The 17423-nt window shown below is 32.8% G+C and carries 12 protein-coding genes; 2 read left to right on the forward strand and 10 right to left on the reverse strand.

The features are described from left to right. Nucleotides 1-7: 7 nt before the first annotated feature. The 3 genes from MY490_RS12055 to MY490_RS12065 all read right to left on the reverse strand — a co-directional run bounded on the left by MY490_RS12055 (nt 8) and on the right by MY490_RS12065 (nt 5493). Nucleotides 8-1843 carry an ABC transporter ATP-binding protein gene (locus MY490_RS12055; RefSeq protein WP_248265939.1) on the reverse strand — a complete coding sequence of 612 codons (1836 nt, stop codon included), beginning with the start codon at nt 1841-1843 and terminating at the stop codon, nt 8-10. Further along, nucleotides 1824-3572 (reverse strand): ABC transporter ATP-binding protein, encoded by a 1749-nt coding sequence (locus tag MY490_RS12060; protein ID WP_432707007.1) that lies wholly within the window; start codon nt 3570-3572, stop codon nt 1824-1826. The genes MY490_RS12055 and MY490_RS12060 overlap by 20 nt, the downstream gene beginning before the upstream one ends. A 139-nt stretch (nt 3573-3711) precedes the next feature. After that, nucleotides 3712-5493, reverse strand: coding sequence for a M3 family oligoendopeptidase (locus MY490_RS12065; protein ID WP_248265941.1), 1782 nt, complete (start codon nt 5491-5493; stop codon nt 3712-3714). A gap of 626 nt (nt 5494-6119) precedes the next feature. Here MY490_RS12065 and MY490_RS12070 point away from each other — a divergent pair. Further along, nucleotides 6120-6683 (forward strand): 3D domain-containing protein, encoded by a 564-nt coding sequence (locus MY490_RS12070; RefSeq protein ID WP_248265942.1) that lies wholly within the window; start codon nt 6120-6122, stop codon nt 6681-6683. 12 nt (nt 6684-6695) lie between these two features. On the opposite strand, the gene MY490_RS12075 is transcribed toward MY490_RS12070, so the two are convergent. Next, on the reverse strand, nt 6696-7019 hold the full coding sequence (locus MY490_RS12075; RefSeq protein WP_248265943.1) for a hypothetical protein: 324 nt from the start codon (nt 7017-7019) through the stop codon (nt 6696-6698). A 177-nt stretch (nt 7020-7196) separates the two neighbouring features. Between MY490_RS12075 and MY490_RS22150 the strand changes: the two genes are divergently transcribed. Beyond that, a complete protein-coding gene (locus MY490_RS22150; RefSeq protein WP_282439792.1) occupies nt 7197-7331 on the forward strand; it encodes a hypothetical protein in 135 nt (44 codons plus the stop codon). A gap of 426 nt (nt 7332-7757) precedes the next feature. On the opposite strand, the gene thrB is transcribed toward MY490_RS22150, so the two are convergent. The 6 genes from thrB to MY490_RS12105 form a co-directional block, all read right to left on the reverse strand. After that, the gene (gene thrB, locus MY490_RS12080; protein ID WP_248265944.1) at nt 7758-8666 is read right to left on the reverse strand and encodes a homoserine kinase; all 909 of its coding nucleotides are present in this window, start codon (nt 8664-8666) and stop codon (nt 7758-7760) included. Continuing rightward, nucleotides 8663-9721 (reverse strand): threonine synthase, encoded by a 1059-nt coding sequence (gene thrC / locus MY490_RS12085; RefSeq protein WP_248265945.1) that lies wholly within the window; start codon nt 9719-9721, stop codon nt 8663-8665. The genes thrB and thrC overlap by 4 nt, the downstream gene beginning before the upstream one ends. After that, nucleotides 9714-11018, reverse strand: coding sequence for a homoserine dehydrogenase (locus tag MY490_RS12090; protein ID WP_248265946.1), 1305 nt, complete (start codon nt 11016-11018; stop codon nt 9714-9716). The genes thrC and MY490_RS12090 overlap by 8 nt, the downstream gene beginning before the upstream one ends. A 132-nt stretch (nt 11019-11150) precedes the next feature. Next, nucleotides 11151-12056 carry a homoserine O-acetyltransferase MetA gene (gene metA / locus MY490_RS12095; RefSeq protein ID WP_248265947.1) on the reverse strand — a complete coding sequence of 302 codons (906 nt, stop codon included), beginning with the start codon at nt 12054-12056 and terminating at the stop codon, nt 11151-11153. A gap of 129 nt (nt 12057-12185) precedes the next feature. Beyond that, on the reverse strand, nt 12186-15563 hold the full coding sequence (metH, locus tag MY490_RS12100) for a methionine synthase (protein WP_248265948.1): 3378 nt from the start codon (nt 15561-15563) through the stop codon (nt 12186-12188). Further along, the gene (locus MY490_RS12105; RefSeq protein ID WP_248265949.1) at nt 15560-17386 is read right to left on the reverse strand and encodes a bifunctional homocysteine S-methyltransferase/methylenetetrahydrofolate reductase; all 1827 of its coding nucleotides are present in this window, start codon (nt 17384-17386) and stop codon (nt 15560-15562) included. Before MY490_RS12105 ends, metH begins: the two co-directional genes overlap by 4 nt. Between the last annotated feature and the right edge of the window lie 37 nt (nt 17387-17423).

Consider the following 17423-nt stretch of genomic DNA (forward strand, 5'->3'; position numbering starts at 1 on the left):
CCACCCTTTATTGTATATGCTGATCTTCATTCATCCCTTGATGTTTTACTAATTCATAGTAAAAACCTTGTTTATCAATTAATTCTTCATGTGAACCTCTCTCTATACACATTCCATTTTTCAAAACAAGTATTTGATTAGCATTTTTAATTGTATTAAGTCGATGAGCAATGACAAAGCTTGTTCGGCCTTGCATTAGTCTTTGTAAAGCTTCTTGAATTTTAATTTCAGTGATTGTATCAATACTACTCGTTGCTTCATCTAAAATTAAAATTGCAGGATTTGCTAGAATAGCTCGTGCAATTGAGAGAAGTTGCTTTTGACCTTGACTAATTTGCTGATCATCCTGTTGTAAAATTGTATCATATCCTTTTGAAGATTTCATAATAAAACTATGTGCATTGGCAAGCTTTGCAGCCTCTTCTACTTCTTCATCTGTTGCATCTAAACGACCATAGCGAATATTTTCTCGAATTGTTCCTTTAAATAAAAATGAATCTTGTAAAACAAATGCCATTTGTTGCCTCAAGTTTTTTCTAGAATATTGACCAATACTTACACCATCTATGAGTATATCACCACTATTGATTTGATAAAAGCGTGAAAGTAAATTTACTACTGTAGTTTTACCTGCACCAGTTGGTCCGATTAAGGCAATTGTCTCACCTTGTGATACTTTGAATGAAACATCGGTTAATGTATTGGAATCCTTCCCATAAGAAAAATTAACATTCTTATATTCAACTTCACCTTGAATAATTTTTTGATCGTTAATAATGTGGGATTCATCAATCGCTTCAATATCTTCATCGATGATTGAGAATACTCTTTCAGCACCAGCGATCGCAGAAAGTAAAGTATTAAATTGATTTGATAAATCGTTTAGTGGACGAGTAAATTGTCTTGAATACTCAGTAAATACAACAATTGTACCAATCGATATATGTCCTTTATAGGCAAAGTAGCCACCAATACCTGCAATAATTGCAAAGCTTACATTGTTTAATACATTCATGAATTTAGGAATAAATCCGGCAAAGATAAATGCCCAAAATCCTGAGTTTTTCAATTTTTCATTTTTATTTAAAAAGTCTCGAATCATTTTATCTTCTTGAGAAAAAGTCTTTATGATTCTTTGTCCCGATACTGTTTCTTCAATAAATCCATTTAGCTCACCTAAGTTACGTTGCTGAATTTTATAAAGTTGGCCAGTACGGTGTGTAATCCATTTAATACCAATTATTAAAACTGGAACAATGGATAAAGTCAATAATGTTAAGATTGGACTATACCAAAGCATAACTGAAACAGTTCCCACTAAAGTTAAAACACTTGAAAATACTTGAATTACTGAAGTATTTAAAGTCGAACTTACATTTTCCAAGTCATTCGTTACACGGCTCATTAACTCTCCGTGTTGTCTTTTTTCAAAAAATGACATTGGTAATTTATGAAACATATTAAATAATTCTGTTCTCATTTTTGTTACAGTATTTTGTGCAATATCAATCATCCAAAAATTTTGTAAAAACAATGATGCTGAATAACCTAAGTAAATAAACACTAAAGCAACGATTAACCAACTTAAACCACTTAAATTATTTTTTAGAATATAATGATCGATTGAATAACCAACTAATACAGGTCCTACTAAACCAAGTACAGAGCTTACTAAAACCATTAAAAGTACGACAACTAATTTACCTTTCATTAATGCTAGGTAAGACCATATTCTTTTCAATGTAGAGGAAACGTTATCTGCTCGAGAAGCTTCCTTTTTCTTCTTTTCCTTTGATAATTGTAATTGTTTATATTGGAAAGGTTTAGTTAGCTCCTTTAACATTATGAATTTCCTCCCTTCCATATTGTGAATAGTAGATTGCTTTATATAATTTTGAACTTTTTAATAGAGATTCGTGTGTCCCCTCTTCTACAAGTTCACCTTCATCTATAATTATTATTTTATCTGCATTTATTGCTGTGCTAATTTTTTGAGTGATGATTAATGTCGTACACTCGTAATTTTTTAAAGCTTCAATCAAACTAGCTTCGGTTTTTAAATCTAATGCACTAGTACTATCATCAAGTAATAAGATACTAGGCTTTCTAAGTAATGCTCTTGCAATCGAAAGTCTTTGTTTTTGCCCACCTGAAAGGTTAACCCCTTTTTGACCAATTAAACTTTCATATCCATTTGGAAAAGTCAAAATTGAATCGTGAATTTGCGCATGTTTAGCAGCTAAATACACTTCCTCATCTGATGCACTTTCTCTACCCATAAGTAAATTTTCTTTGATCGTTCCTGTAAATAGTAGAGCTTCTTGCGGCACATAGCCAATTTGTCCTCTTAATTGCTTACTGTTAATTTTACGTATATCTTGATCATCAATTAAAATTGTTCCAGAATTAACATCGTATAAGCGAGGGATTAATTGGAATAAAGATGTTTTTCCAGATCCTGTTGAACCCAATATTGCAATTGTTTGTTCAGGGTATGCAACAAATGAAATATTTTTTAACACTTCTTTTTCAGAATTAGGATAACTGAAAGAAACTTGATGGAATTGAATTTTTCCTTCTAATCGATTTGCTAGGTGGTTTCCTTCATTCTTTTCTACAAAGTCTTCTTCAATCGTTAATATTTCATCGATTCGTTCAGCAGAAGCTCTCATTCTTGAAAACGCACTAATAATAAATGAAAAAACAGTAAATGATGAAGTAATTCGAGAAATATAATTTACGATTGCAACAATGTCTCCAATATTCGTTTCGTGTGAATGTACTTTACTATTTCCAAACCACAATACAATCAAAATCGAAGCATTCATAAATAGAAGCATGACTGGCATCGTAATTTCCATAGTTCGTAATGCAACAGAAGTTTTTTGTTTTAAATTTTGATTTATATGTTGAAATCGTTTATTTTCATGGTCATTTCGTACAAAGGCTTTAATTAATTTCATTCCAACTAAGTTTTCTCTTAGCACACTATTTACAGTATCCACATTATCTTGAACATTTTTAAATAGCCTTCTACCTTTTTTAACCATCCAATTTAGGAATATAAATAAGAAAGGTAGAATTAAAAATAGAATAAATGAAAGCTTCCAATTCAAAATTAGTGCCATTACGACACTACCAGTTACGATTAATGGTGCTCTCAAAATAATTCTTAAGCTCATAAATACTGCACTTTGTAATTGTGATACGTCATTTGTCAATCTAGTAATGATTGATGAAGTTGGTAAATAACTAAACGTCGTAAATGAAAAAGTTTGTACTTTCTCAAATAATGTTTTCCTTAACGTATATGAATAGCTTTGAGCAATATGAGTAGCATAAAAAGTATTTAATACTCCTCCTATAAAGGCAACGATCGATAACACGATCATGACGATACCCCATTTTGTAACATAAGCCATGTCTTTGTGAACTATTCCATTGTTAATGATATTAGATAAAATATATGGTTGAAACAATTCAACTACTAATTCTAAAAGTAAAAAGACGATTGCTGCGAAAATGGTTATTTTATAAGGTTTTAAAAATTTAAAACTATTCAATTTAGTCACTCCCCTACTAAAGAGGTAATGATTAAAAACCCCTTCGTATTTTCTTATCTCTTTTTAATAATTCTACAAAATTCTTAATATAGGCATTTAAAACAGGAAAAGAACTCGTAATTAAACGAGTCCTCATCATAAAAAGTTATCATTCGGTGATCGATAAAAATTCTTCAACGTCTTTAAGAGATAGTTTTACTGCCTTCTCCCAGAAATCACGTTTTGTTAAATCTACACCTAAATGTTTTTGAGCTAATTCTTCAACTGTCATACAAGCCGTATCTTTTAAAAGTGCAATATATTTCTGTTCATAGCTCTTGCCTTCTTCCAATGCTTTTGCATAAATTCCTAATGAGAATAAGTATCCAAAAGTGTATGGAAAGTTATAAAAAGGCACACCTGTAATATAAAAGTGTAGTTTTGATGCCCAGAAATGTGGATGATACTCTTCTAAAGCACCACAGTAAGCTTCTTTTTGAGCTTCTTCCATCAGTTCATTTATTTTATTTTTGCTTACAACACCATTTTTACGCTCTTCGTAAAAACGCGTTTCAAACAAGAAGCGAGCATGAATATTCATATAAAATGCTACACTACGTTGAATTTTGTCTTCTAATAGAGCTAATCGCTCCTGATCGGAACTCGCATTTTTAACAGCTGCATCAGCTACGATCATTTCTGCAAATGTAGAAGCTGTTTCAGCAACATTCATTGCATAATATTTATTAAGTGTATGAACATCTTTCATCGCAAATGAATGGAAAGCATGACCTAATTCATGTGCTAATGTTGAAACATTCGAAGGTGTACCTGAATATGTCATGAATATACGAGATTGGCCACTTTCAGGAAATCCTGTACAGAAACCACCTGGACGTTTACCTGCACGATCCTCCGCTTCAATCCAAGAGTCTTCAAAAGCCATCTTTGTAAAACTAGTTAATTCATCACCAAATTTACTAAATTGAACTAATATAAATTCTGCACCTTCAGAATATGAAACGGTAGAATCAATATCAGCCACAGGCGCATCTAAATCATACCAACTTAATTTCTCTACGCCTAGTAATTTAGCTTTTCTTTCTAAATATTCAACAAATGGAGCTTTATTGTCGATTATCGCACTCCACATTGAATCAAGTGTTTCTTGACTCATACGATTGATTGATAATGGTTCTTTTAATACATTATTCCATCCACGTTGTCCATATACACTTAAACGGAAACCTGCAAGATGGTTTAATATTTTTGCGAAATAATCTGAATCTTCACCCCATGTTTCTTCCCATTTTTCAAAAATCTCTTTACGCACATTGCGTTCTTTAGAAGAAAATAGATTTGATGCTTGACCAACAGATAAAAGTTTATCACCATGTTCGATCTGCATTTTACCAACAACAGTATCGTACATTTGGCCCCAACCATGATATCCATCAACTGACAGGGCAGTAATTAATGCCTCTTGTTCAACTGATAATAATTCACTAGCATTTTGACGACGCTCATTTAATGCAAACGAAATTTCCTTAAACTCATCAGTTTCTAAAATATCTTTCCAAACAGAATCTTCTATTTTAGTTAATTGACTATGGAATTTTGTTAAACATGTAGAAAATGTTGCATATAGCTGCGTTAAAGTTCCTCTTAATAAATTAGCTTTTTGATCAGCCATATTTTGAGCTTGTAAACAGCTAACAAATCCACTAGCTTGCGATAATTTCTTACCAATTACTTCAATATTACTTATGATATTAGCTAATTCTTCAACTTCATCACTACTTTTAGGAGCAGAAAACAAAGAAACTTGTCTCTCTATTCTTCCTACTAAATTAGTAATTTCTTCTATGTATGATCCGAATGCAGGAGATTCACTGCCTCCATTAAAGAAAACATCTAAATCCCATGTAAGTGAATATGTATTGGTTGACATACGACCCCACCTTTTGGTTTTATAAGTACATTTGTTATTATACATTATTCAAAATATTTAGTCTAATCATACTACTTTTTACCAATTTTAAATCTTACAAAAGTTTGTTGAATTTTGGTGTAATCGTTCATTTTGTCTATTTATACTAGTAAGTAATGTTTAGCATGATTCATTATGAAGGTATTTTTAATAATAATAGTAGTTTTAGAACTTAAATTTAGGATCTGTTTAACCTTAAATATGAAGTAAATATTACAAAACTTCACTAATTGTTACATAGTTTTTAATTCTAAATTAATAAAAGCCAGCTCAATTACCCTAAAAAAGTATGTTTTTCTAGTCTATTTAATACCTTATTGAAAAGTATTTACTGTATAACTTTCTCACTATAAATCATTCATTCCACCCGTTCAGCCCTTTAAAATCAAGCTTTTTGGCTTATAATTCGTCGTTGAACATTCTTAATTAGGAACTATGTCGAAATTAGCTGTAACTATTATGCAGAATTTATAGAAAATTATAAAAAAAGGTAATATATTTGTAACATAAAATAAAACTACTGAAATCTTACTGTCACATTCCCATGGTAAAGTATTATACATAGAAGACGGACAGGAGCGAGAAATATGAAAAAATTAATGACATGTTTTGTTACTACTGTTATTCTAACAATGGGATTTACGACAAATACATACGCAGCCACTTACAAAGTTAAATCTGGAGATACTTTATCTGCTATCGCAAAAAAACAAAAGGTAACAGTCTCTCAGATTAAATCTTGGAATCATTTAAAATCAGACCTAATTAAAGTAAATCAAGTATTGCAAATTAATCCTGCAACTAAGAAAAAAACGACAACGACTAAAAAAACGACAGCTAAAAAAGCTGCTACACCTTATAAAGTAATTAAAATGAAAGCTACAGCTTACACTGGTAGCTGCAAAGGATGTAGTGGTAAAACAGCTACTGGCATAGATTTAAAAAAGAATCCAAAAGCAAAAGTAATTTCTGTGGATCCAAAAGTAATTCCACTAGGTTCTAAAGTATATGTAGAAGGCTATGGCTATGCTATTGCTGGAGATACTGGCGGTTCACTAAAAGGAAATAAGATTGATGTATTTATCCCAAGTCAGAAAAATGCCCAAAAATGGGGAGTTAAAACAGTTACTGTAAAAGTTTATAAAAAATAAGAAAACGAGCCTTTAATTCGGGCTCGTTTTTCTTTTTCTAATTCCATTCGGATTTAAGTCAAATAATCTCCGTTCTAATTCATATAAGAATTCATTTCTCTTTTCCTCATTTGATTGAATCTCTAACATCTCATCTAATTTTACGATTAATTTTCGTATACTTTGTCTTTGAGACATTTCCAAGGTATAGATTTTGTATGGGTTAAACCAAGTTTCCTTTTTTAATAAGTAAATTTTCCCTTGAATTAATTCATCATCTTTCTCATTAAAAGGATAACCAAAAAACTTTTTTGGCAAATAATCAATAATCGATTCAATAACTATTTGAATGATCAATTGGGACTATATTCTAAAAATAAAAAATAAAATTTTCAATACAATAATATTACCAATTTTTTATCAAATCTTTCGAAAAATAAACATAACGATTTAATACCAAAATCTTTTTAAAAGCATATTTTCTGTTTAAGAAATAAATAATAAAATTAAATATTGTTTTGGAGATGAAACCAAATGAATGATAAACGTTTTACGATAACTGGAACCAACATAAATGAAGTGAAAAGAAAAAATGCAAATTCTGGTTTAACTTATAATCAAGTTAAACAATTACTTGCAGAAAAATATATGAAAGAACGAGAAAAATAAAGAACGATTGATCCCTTATTCTAATTTATTGTTAGTTCTCGTCATTTTCACTTAATTTATTCGTAGATGATGCTCTTATTTGCTATTTTAGAGATTTTATTTGCAGACTTGACATTTTTAATTGTAGTTTTGTAATTTTTATTTGCAGATTTAACTTTATTATTTGCACCTTAACAGATTTAATTGCAGTTTTAAAATTTTATTTGCACTTTCACAGATTTTAATTGGAGTTGCACCGTTTTTGTTTGCTCTTCAGATTAATTGCAGTACCCTACTTTTTATTCTCTTTCACAGATTTTAATTGCAGTATCCACCTTTTTATTTGCACATCAACAGATTTCAATTGCAGTACACCTTGTTTGCACTTCAAATATATATCTCAATATAGTAGAAACCACTCAACGCTCCATCGTTGAGTGGTTTCTTTTAATTCGAGTGGATTGAATGTTTAACTGTCGCACCTTGGTTTTCTACTTTTATTTCACTTACATCACAATTTGGAAATAAACGTGAAAAATAGTTAATTGCTTCAGTGCAACCTTTGATCGTAACAAAGGCTAGTACAGTTGGACCAGCTCCACTTAATACAAATCCATGTACATATTCAGGTAATTCGATTTGTTTTAGGGTGTCTAGCTCTTTGACAATTTTGCATCGATATGGTTCGTGAAACAGATCTCGTTTCATCATATCGCCTGCTAATGTCCAATTTTCCGTTAATAGAGCTAAAACTAATAGATTACTATAGCTGCTAGATTGGATAGCATCCTTATACGGAATGTTTGAAGGTAATATATTTCTTGCATGGACTGTTTCTAATTCGTATTTTGGTATAATTGCTACTACTGACACATTATTTAATGTCGAGTGTTGGATATATGCTTTTCCATCTATAAAAGTCCCAATAACTAAGCCGCCATAAAGTGAAGCTCCGACATTATCCATATGACCTTCAATTGAAGTTGCTATTCTAAGCTGTTCTTCTAGAGATAATTGAAGATTACAAAGTTCATTTGCTAGAATAATGCCACCTACTATTGCGGAGGCACTACTTCCTAAACCTCTTGTTAACGGAATATTACTTTCAAGCTTTAAATGACATGTTGGCAATGATTTATGATTTACTTTTGCAACATCAATTGCTGTTTTTAAGATTAAATTTGTCTGATCAAGTGGAATATCTTTTAAATATTCACTAAATCCCTCACAGCTATATTGCTCGTGATCATATACTTCAATTGTTAAGTATCGATCTAATGCGATACCAATCGAATCAAAACCAGGTCCTACATTTGCAGTGCTTGCAGGAACTGTTATTTGGAAAAGTTTTTTCATATCGAAACCACACCTTGTAAATGTTCTAATACAATTTTTTCTTCATTCGGTAACAGTATTGGCTCAATTTTACTTGATTGAATTGCGATATCTGGATCTTTTAATCCATTACCTGTTAAAATGGCAACTACTTTTGAGCCCTTTTTGATTATACCTGACTGCACTTGTTTAAATACTCCAGCAATACTTGCACATGAACCTGGTTCTGCAAATACGCCTTCTTTTGAAGCAATCCATTTATACGCTTGTAGGATTTCTTCATCTGATACACTATCGATTGCACCGTTTGACTGTCCAATTGCATTTACTGCATGCTCCCAGCTTGCTGGGTTCCCAATTCGAATAGCTGTTGCAATTGTTTCGGGATTATCAATCTTTTTATTATGAACGATTGGTGCTGCACCTTCTGCTTGAAAACCATGCATTTTAGGTAATTGATAACCTTTTGATAAATTGTATTCATTGAATCCTTTCCAATAAGCTGTAATATTCCCTGCATTTCCAACTGGAATTGCTAATATATCTGGAGCTTCTTCCAATTGTTCACAAATTTCGAAAGCAGCTGTTTTCTGGCCCTCGATTCGATATGGGTTTACGGAATTTACTAGTGTGATTGGTTCAGACTCACTAATTCTCCTTACCATTTGTAATGCATGATCAAAATTTCCATCGATACTAATGATATGTGCTCCATACATAACAGCCTGCGCAAGTTTACCATATGCAATTTTGCCATTAGGAATAATGACAAAACATTTCATACCAGCTCTTGCAGCATAAGCTGCAGCGGCAGCAGATGTATTACCTGTGGATGCACAAATAATCGCTGAACTGCCTGCTTCTTTTGCCTTAGCAACTGCCATTACCATCCCACGATCTTTAAATGAACCTGTTGGGTTTAGCCCTTCTAACTTAACATATAATTCAATTCCCCACTCCTCTGATAAGCTGGGTAAAAATAGTAATGGCGTATTTCCTTCATTTAAAGTTAATTTTGGTGTTTCTTCATTAATAGGTAAGAAATTTGAATATTTTTCGATTAATCCTTTATACATCAAGATCTTCACCTGCAATTCGATAATAGCTACGTACTTCATCGACTACTTCAGATGTTTCTAAATTTTCCAATACTTTTTTGTATGCTGAATATGAAGCATGGTGTGTTACTAAGATGATTTCAGCAAGCCCTTTATGCTTTAATGGCACTTGAATAATTTTCTCAAAGCTTATATCAGATTCTGTAAAAATTGAAGTAATTTCAGCGAACGAACCTAATTGATCTTTTACTGTAAAGCGGAAGAATGATTTAAAATAAATTTCATGGTCTTCTTTAATTTCTTTTGGATATTGTGGTAACACAGCACTAGTACCGTTTACACCAAGTCGCATATTTTTCATTACTGCAACTAGATCAGATACGATAGCAGTTGCAGTTGGTAAACTACCAGCACCTGGTCCATAGAACATCGTTTCTCCTACAGCTTCCCCATAAACATAAACTGCATTAAATTCATTGCTAACAGATGCTAATGGATGATTATGTGCAATTAAAGTTGGTCCAACACTAACTTCAATTCGATTATCGTTTCTCTTCGCATAACCGATTAATTTCATTGTATAACCAAAGTATTTAGCAAAATCGATGTCTTCTGAAGATACTGAACTAATTCCACGTACTTGCACATCTTCTAGTTCAACATCCATTGAAAAACCTAATTTAGCTAAAATTGTCATTTTTCTCGCAGCATCTAGACCTTCAACATCTGATGTTGGATCTGCTTCTGCAAAGCCAAGTTCCTGAGCTTCTTTTAACACATCCTCATATGCTTTTCCTTCATTACTCATCTTTGTAAGAATAAAGTTTGTCGTTCCATTTACAATACCCATTAATTTAGTTACACGGTCTGCAGCTAAACCGTCTACTAAACTACGAATAATAGGGATACCACCAGCAACACTAGCTTCATAGAATAAATCGCATTTATTCTCATTTGCTACGCGGAGTAATTCAGTACCATATAAAGCCATTAAATCTTTATTAGCTGTGACTACATGCTTTTTATTACGAAGAGCATGAAGTATGTATTGTCTAGCATCTTCAATTCCACCCATTACCTCTACAACAACATCTACTTCTGCATCATCTAAAATTTCATATGCATCTGTTGTTAATAAATCCTTTTGAATTGAAATTGAGCGTTCCTTTTCAAGGTCCTTAACAAGAACCTTCTTTACTTGAACAGAACAACCGATTTGATGAGCTAATCTGTCCTGATGATTTTCAACAATTTTTACAACACCACTTCCAACAGTTCCAAGTCCTAATAGGCCGATAGATATACAGTCCTTCATATGATCTCCTCCGATAAAATTTGATATTATTACCATTATGGGAATGTTTTATGAAAATAGCAAACACTTTTTTAAATTTTCCAATTATTTTTATTTAGTAATTGACGAAATTATGAAACTAAAAATAAAAAATTATAAATTGTAAGGGGTTTCTTGATAAACGTAATAATTTAACCAATTTGAGAAAAGTAGATTAGCATGACTTCTCCAACGTACAATCGGTGGTCTTTCAGGATTATCATTTTGGAAATAGTTTTTTGGAATAGCAATTTCCGCTCCTCTTTGCACATCTCTTTCATATTCTGATTTTAAAGTATTAATACAATATTCATGATGTCCAGTTGCGAAAATTTGCTTTCCGTCCTCACTAGTAACAAGATGGACACCTGCATCATCCGATAAACTTAAAATCTTCAATTCTCCTATTTGATCGATATCTACTTTCCTAACTTCAGTATGTCTTGAATGCGGTACATAATACTCGTCATCAAAGCCACGTACTAGTTTCACAAAGCGATCCTCTACTGAGTGTGGGAAAACACCAAACATTTTTTTATCTAATGTGTACTTAGGAACCCCGTAGTGATGATAAAGACCTGCTTGTGCACCCCAACATATATGCAATGTAGATGTTACATTTTCTTTTGTGAAATCCATGATTTCTTTAAGTTCCGACCAATATTCAACTTCTTCAAAGTCCAATGTCTCTACTGGAGCACCGGTAATAATAAAACCATCGTATTTTGTATTTTTAATTTGTGAAATTGTTTTATAAAAGGTTGAAACATGTTCTTCTGAAACGTTTTTTGGCTTGTATGATTCAGTACCGATTAAATCGATATCTACTTGTAAAGGTGAATTTGCAATTAAACGTAATAATTGCGTTTCGGTTTCAATTTTAGTTGGCATTAAGTTTAAAATGCCTATTTGAAGCGGTCTTATATCTTGGGACTCCGCTCGCTCTTTCGTCATATAGAAAACATTTTCTTTCGTTAGTATTTCCGTTGCAGGTAGATCTTTGTTGATAATTACAGGCATTTTTTCCACTCCTCTATTTTCTTAAGAAAAAGGTAGTAGATTGATGCATGAACTATTTCTACTACCTATTTGAAATATCTTAACTAAATTTTGATTTTATTGAATCAAATGAATAATTATTCTAGCTTTTTAAACTGAAAAATATCTTCCATCTTTATGCGAGAATACCATCGCAGTTACAGATGCTTCTGGTAGCATCATAAATCCTTCTGTCAGATTAATCCCAATTTCATTTGGGTTAATTAATTTAAAGAGCTTTTCTTGATCCTCAAGATTTGGACAAGCAGGGTAACCAAAAGAAACTCTGATTCCTTGATATCTTGCTTTAAAACGCTCAGACATTGTGAAGTCTGGACGATCTGGGAATCCCCATTTTTCTCTCATCAGCATATGCGTTTTTTCAGCTAAACCTTCTGCTAATTCTAAAGCTAATGAGAATAAAACGTGACTTTTTAAATACTCCCCTTCTTGTTTCAATCTTTCAGCAATATTTCTTACTCGTGGTCCCGATGTTACAGAGAAGAATCCAACATAATCCATCTCTTCACCAACAGGATTTAAAAAGTCGCTTATACAAAGATTTGGTTCTTTTCTTTGTCTCGGAAATTGAAAACGTTCAATCGGTTTTTTCGTTTCGGAGTCATAAATAATGACATCATTGCCATCACTTTGAGCCGGAAAAAATTGATAGATTACTTGGCAGTCAAAATATTCATTTCCATCTTTTAAGAATTCTTGAACTAACTCGTATAACTCCTGGCCACGTTCTTGATTTTCCCATTTACCTTTTACCCCTAAATGATGTCCTATGAGCATTTGATAATTAATAAAAGGTGCCACTTGAGCTACTGGAATATTTTTGATGACCGTTTTGCTTAATGATGAAGGAACTAGGCAATCTGATTTTTGTATTGCAGATCTCGTTGTATTCATTTCAGGAACAGGTAATTCAATAACATTGTCTATTTTTTTAATTGCTTTTTTCTTTTCTTCTAATGCTTTTAATTCATCTGGATTAACAATTTTATTTGCTAAGTCTAAACCAGTCATCGCGTCATTTGAGTAAACAACTAATCCATCGTAAATTGGTTGAATACGGTTTTCAGTAAATTTTCTAGTTAATGCTGCGCCACCAACTAATATTGGTGTGTCAATTCCGGCGCTTTTTAAGTCACCAGCTGTAATAACCATTTGTTGAGCAGACTTTACTAATAGGCCTGATAAGCCAATAATGTCGGGTTTGTTTTCACGAATCTTTGTAATTAAATCATCTGGTCGAATATTAATGCCTAAATTGACAACATCAAAGCCATTATTCGTCAAAATAATATCAACTAAGTTCTTTCCAATATCATGAACATCACCTTTAACAGTTGCTAAAATGACTTTCCCTTTTCTAGAGCTTTCAGTTTTCTCCATAAATTGCTCTAAAAAATTTACAGATGCCTTCATTACTTCTGCACTTTGTAATACTTCAGCTACGATTAGCTCATTATTATTGAAAAGTCTACCAACTTCATCCATCCCAGTCATTAGTGGACCATTAATAATATTTAACGGTGTGTCACCACGGTCGAGACAAGCTTGTAGATCTTCTATTAATCCTTGTTTTGAACCTTCAATTACACACGCAGCTAATCTTTCTTCAATTGGAAGCTGTTCTTTCGGTTTTTCTTCTTTCTTTACTGAATTTCTAAAATGCTCAACAAATTTATCTAATGTTTCTTGAGACGTATGGAATAATAAATCCTCAGCAAGCTCCCGTTCTTCTGCAGGAATTGAAGCGAATCGTTCTAATTTCTCAGTATTCACAATCGCGTAATCAAGACCAGCCTTTGTAGAATGATATAAGAAAACGGCATTTAACACTTCGCGACCAGCATTTGGTAATCCAAATGAAATATTACTTAAACCTAAAATCGTTAAACACTGCGGAAATTCATCTTTAATTAATTTAATGCCATCAATAGTCGCTTTTGCAGAACCGATATATTGCGTATCACCTGTACCTACAGGAAAAACAAGCGGATCAAAGATGATGTCTGTCGCACGAATTTTATATTTTTCAGTTAATAGTTGATAACTTCTTTTTGCAATTTCTAATTTTCTTTCCGCTGATACAGCCATCCCATCTTCATCAATCGTACCAACTACAATGGCAGCACCATATTTATGAATAAAAGGTAGTATTTTCTCAAATCGCTCCTCCCCATCTTCAAGATTAATCGAATTAATAATCGCTTTACCTTGAATATAAGTTAGTGCTAATTCAATTACGTTTTCATCAGTTGAATCGATCATGATTGGTACTTTTACTTTATTAACTAATTGCTTTATGAAATTTTCCATATCTTCAACTTCATCACGATCAGGATCTGCCATACATACATCGATGACATGAGCACCTTTTTTCACTTGAGCTCTCGCAATCTCTGAAGCTTCTTCAAATTTTCCGTCAGCGATTAAATTTTTAAATTTACGAGATCCAATAACGTTTGTTCTTTCACCAACGAATAGTGGCCTCATACTATCGTCGTAGCGAAGTGATTCTAAACCACTAACCGCATGATCTTCTCTTTTTTTAGGTTGACGAGGAGTAATTCCACTTACCGCTTCTTTCATTGCCCTAATATGTTCAGGAGTTGTTCCACAACAACCACCTATTATATTGATCCATCCTTGTTCAGCAAAATCTCGTACTTTGTGCGCTAAAGATTCTGGTGATTCATGATAATGTCCATCTTCATCTGGTAAACCAGCATTTGGATAACATGAAACAAATGTCTCAGATAGTTCTGACAATGAACGAACATGGTCTCTCATAAACTCAGGTCCTGTTGCACAGTTTAATCCAACTGATATTGGAGAAATATGTTCAATGGCTAAATAGAAAGCATCAATTGTTTGACCTGCTAATGTTGTCCCCATTGGTTCAATCGTCCCGGAAATCATAACTGGTAATTTTTTATTTAATTCGTTAAATGCTTTACTAATCCCAATACAAGCAGCTTTAACATTTCTCATATCTTGACAAGTTTCAACTAATAAAACATCTACGCCACCATTTATTAATCCGATTGCTTGTCGATTATATGCAGTAATTAATTCATCAAAAGTAACACCACCTGTAACACTAATAGCTTTTGTTGTTGGTCCCATCGCACCTGCTACATATACTTCTTTACCCGATGCCACAACTGCTTGCTTTGCAATTCTTGCTGCAATTTCATTTAGTTCGATATCTAAATGTTGTAAATTATAATCGGATAAAACAATATTTGTTGCTCCGAATGTGTTCGTTTCGATAATGTCGGAACCAGCAAATATATACTCCTCATGAATTTCTTGTATAACATCCGGCCTTGTAACAACTAAATATTCATTACAACCTTCGTAATCTTCTCCACCAAAGTCTTCTGCTGTTAAGTTTCTTTGCTGGATCATCGTTCCCATTGCTCCATCAAGAAGTAATATTTTTTCTTTTAGTGCGATATCTAAAGTTTTCATAGTTGAATCTCCTCTTTATTGCTACTTTTAGTAAATTGAATTAAGTCCTCTGTTATTTCATACTTCAAAAATGGAGTGATAAAATAAATGCCATTAAATTTATCCTTAACATAATCAATAAGCTCTTTCGCAATTTTTTTACCTTCATCAACTGCTCTTTCTGGTTCAACTGATGAAATTCTATTTCTTACCTCTTCTGATAAAGTAATTCCTGGAACTTCATAATGGATAAAATCAGCATTCTTCTTACTAACTAGTGGCATAATTCCAATAAAAATTGGCTGTTTAATATGACGAGTTGACTCATATAACTTATCAATCGTTTCAAAATCATAAATTGGCTGCGTTAAAAAATAATCCGCTCCCGCCTCGACCTTTTTCTCAAGTCTTTTAATTGCCGCATCAAATTTCCGAACATTTGGGTTAAAAGCTGCAGCGACTGAAAATCTCGTTCCATTTCCTAAGCTTTTACCAGAATAAAGTCTACCTTCATTCATTTCTTTAATCATCCGAATTAGTTCAAGTGATGCTACATCATATACAGAAGTTGCACCTGGAAAATCGCCTACCCTTGCTGGATCACCGGTAATAGCAAGAACTTCATTTAATCCTAAAGTTGATAGCCCCATTAAATGAGATTGAAGTCCAATCATATTCCGATCTCTACAAGTTAAATGTGTCAAAACTGGTACATCTAATCTTTGAAGCAGTGAAGCCATCGCTACATTCGAAATTCTAGGTGAAGCTAGTGGATTATCTGCTAGCGTAATTGCATCAGCCCCTGCGCTATGTAATGCTTTTGCTCCTTCAAAAAACTTTCTAGTTTGTAATGTTTTTGGTGGATCTAGCTCTGCAATGATCGTCGTTCTCTTTTTTGCCTTTTCAGCTAGCGTTTCATTCTTTCGTTCTTCTTGATTATGGATTGTAATTTTAATTGTTCTGTTTTTCACATCTTTTTTTGTTACAGGCTGTAAAGTATCAATCTTACTTCGTAAAGCAGAGATATGAGCTGGTGTTGTACCACAACATCCACCGATTAGTCTTATACCTTGTTCAATAAATGGTTTTGCCATATCTTCAAAATATTCTGGATTCGATTTGTATACGTATTTTCCCTCATTGTAAAGTGGTAATCCTGAATTAGGAAATGCCGATAAGTACCCATTCGTTGGTAAAGAAACCGTATTTAATGACTCCAACATATGAAGTGGTCCTAGATGACAATTGATTCCAACTACATCTGCTCCCAAATCAATTAAACTAGGAAGAATTTTTTCGATATATTGGCCACTTTGCATAATGCCAATTTCTTGTAGTGTGACTTGTGCAATAATAGGTAAATCCGTTCTTCCTCTTAATAGATTCACAGCATCATATAATTCATTTTCATCATAAAATGTTTCAAGCATGATCCCATCTACGCCTTCTTCTAGTAACGCTGAAGCTTGCTCAAGCAGCATCATTTCACGTTCTAAAGGTGTCGTAAAAGTAGAACCTACATATTTCATTCCACCTATACCACCGATTACTAATGCTCTTCCTTTTGATGCCGCTCTAGCATTTCTAACAGCCATTTGATTAATTTGCTTAACCAGCTTTTCCAAACCATATTGTCTCAGTTTTCCAGCATTAGCACCGTACGAATTAGTTTGAATTACTTCTGCGCCAGCATCTATATATTGTTCATGTATATGAATGATTCGATCACGCTCAGTAATATTAAGTTCTTCAAAACAACTGTGAAGTCCGCCAGAATACAAAAGCGTTCCCATTGCGCCGTCACCTAAAACAATTCCATCTTTTAACTTTTCCAATAAGCCCATTCAATCACTTCCCGTTTATATAAAATAAAAAACGCCA

Source organism: Gottfriedia acidiceleris, from assembly GCF_023115465.1.
Taxonomy (GTDB): domain Bacteria; phylum Bacillota; class Bacilli; order Bacillales; family Bacillaceae_G; genus Gottfriedia; species Gottfriedia acidiceleris_B.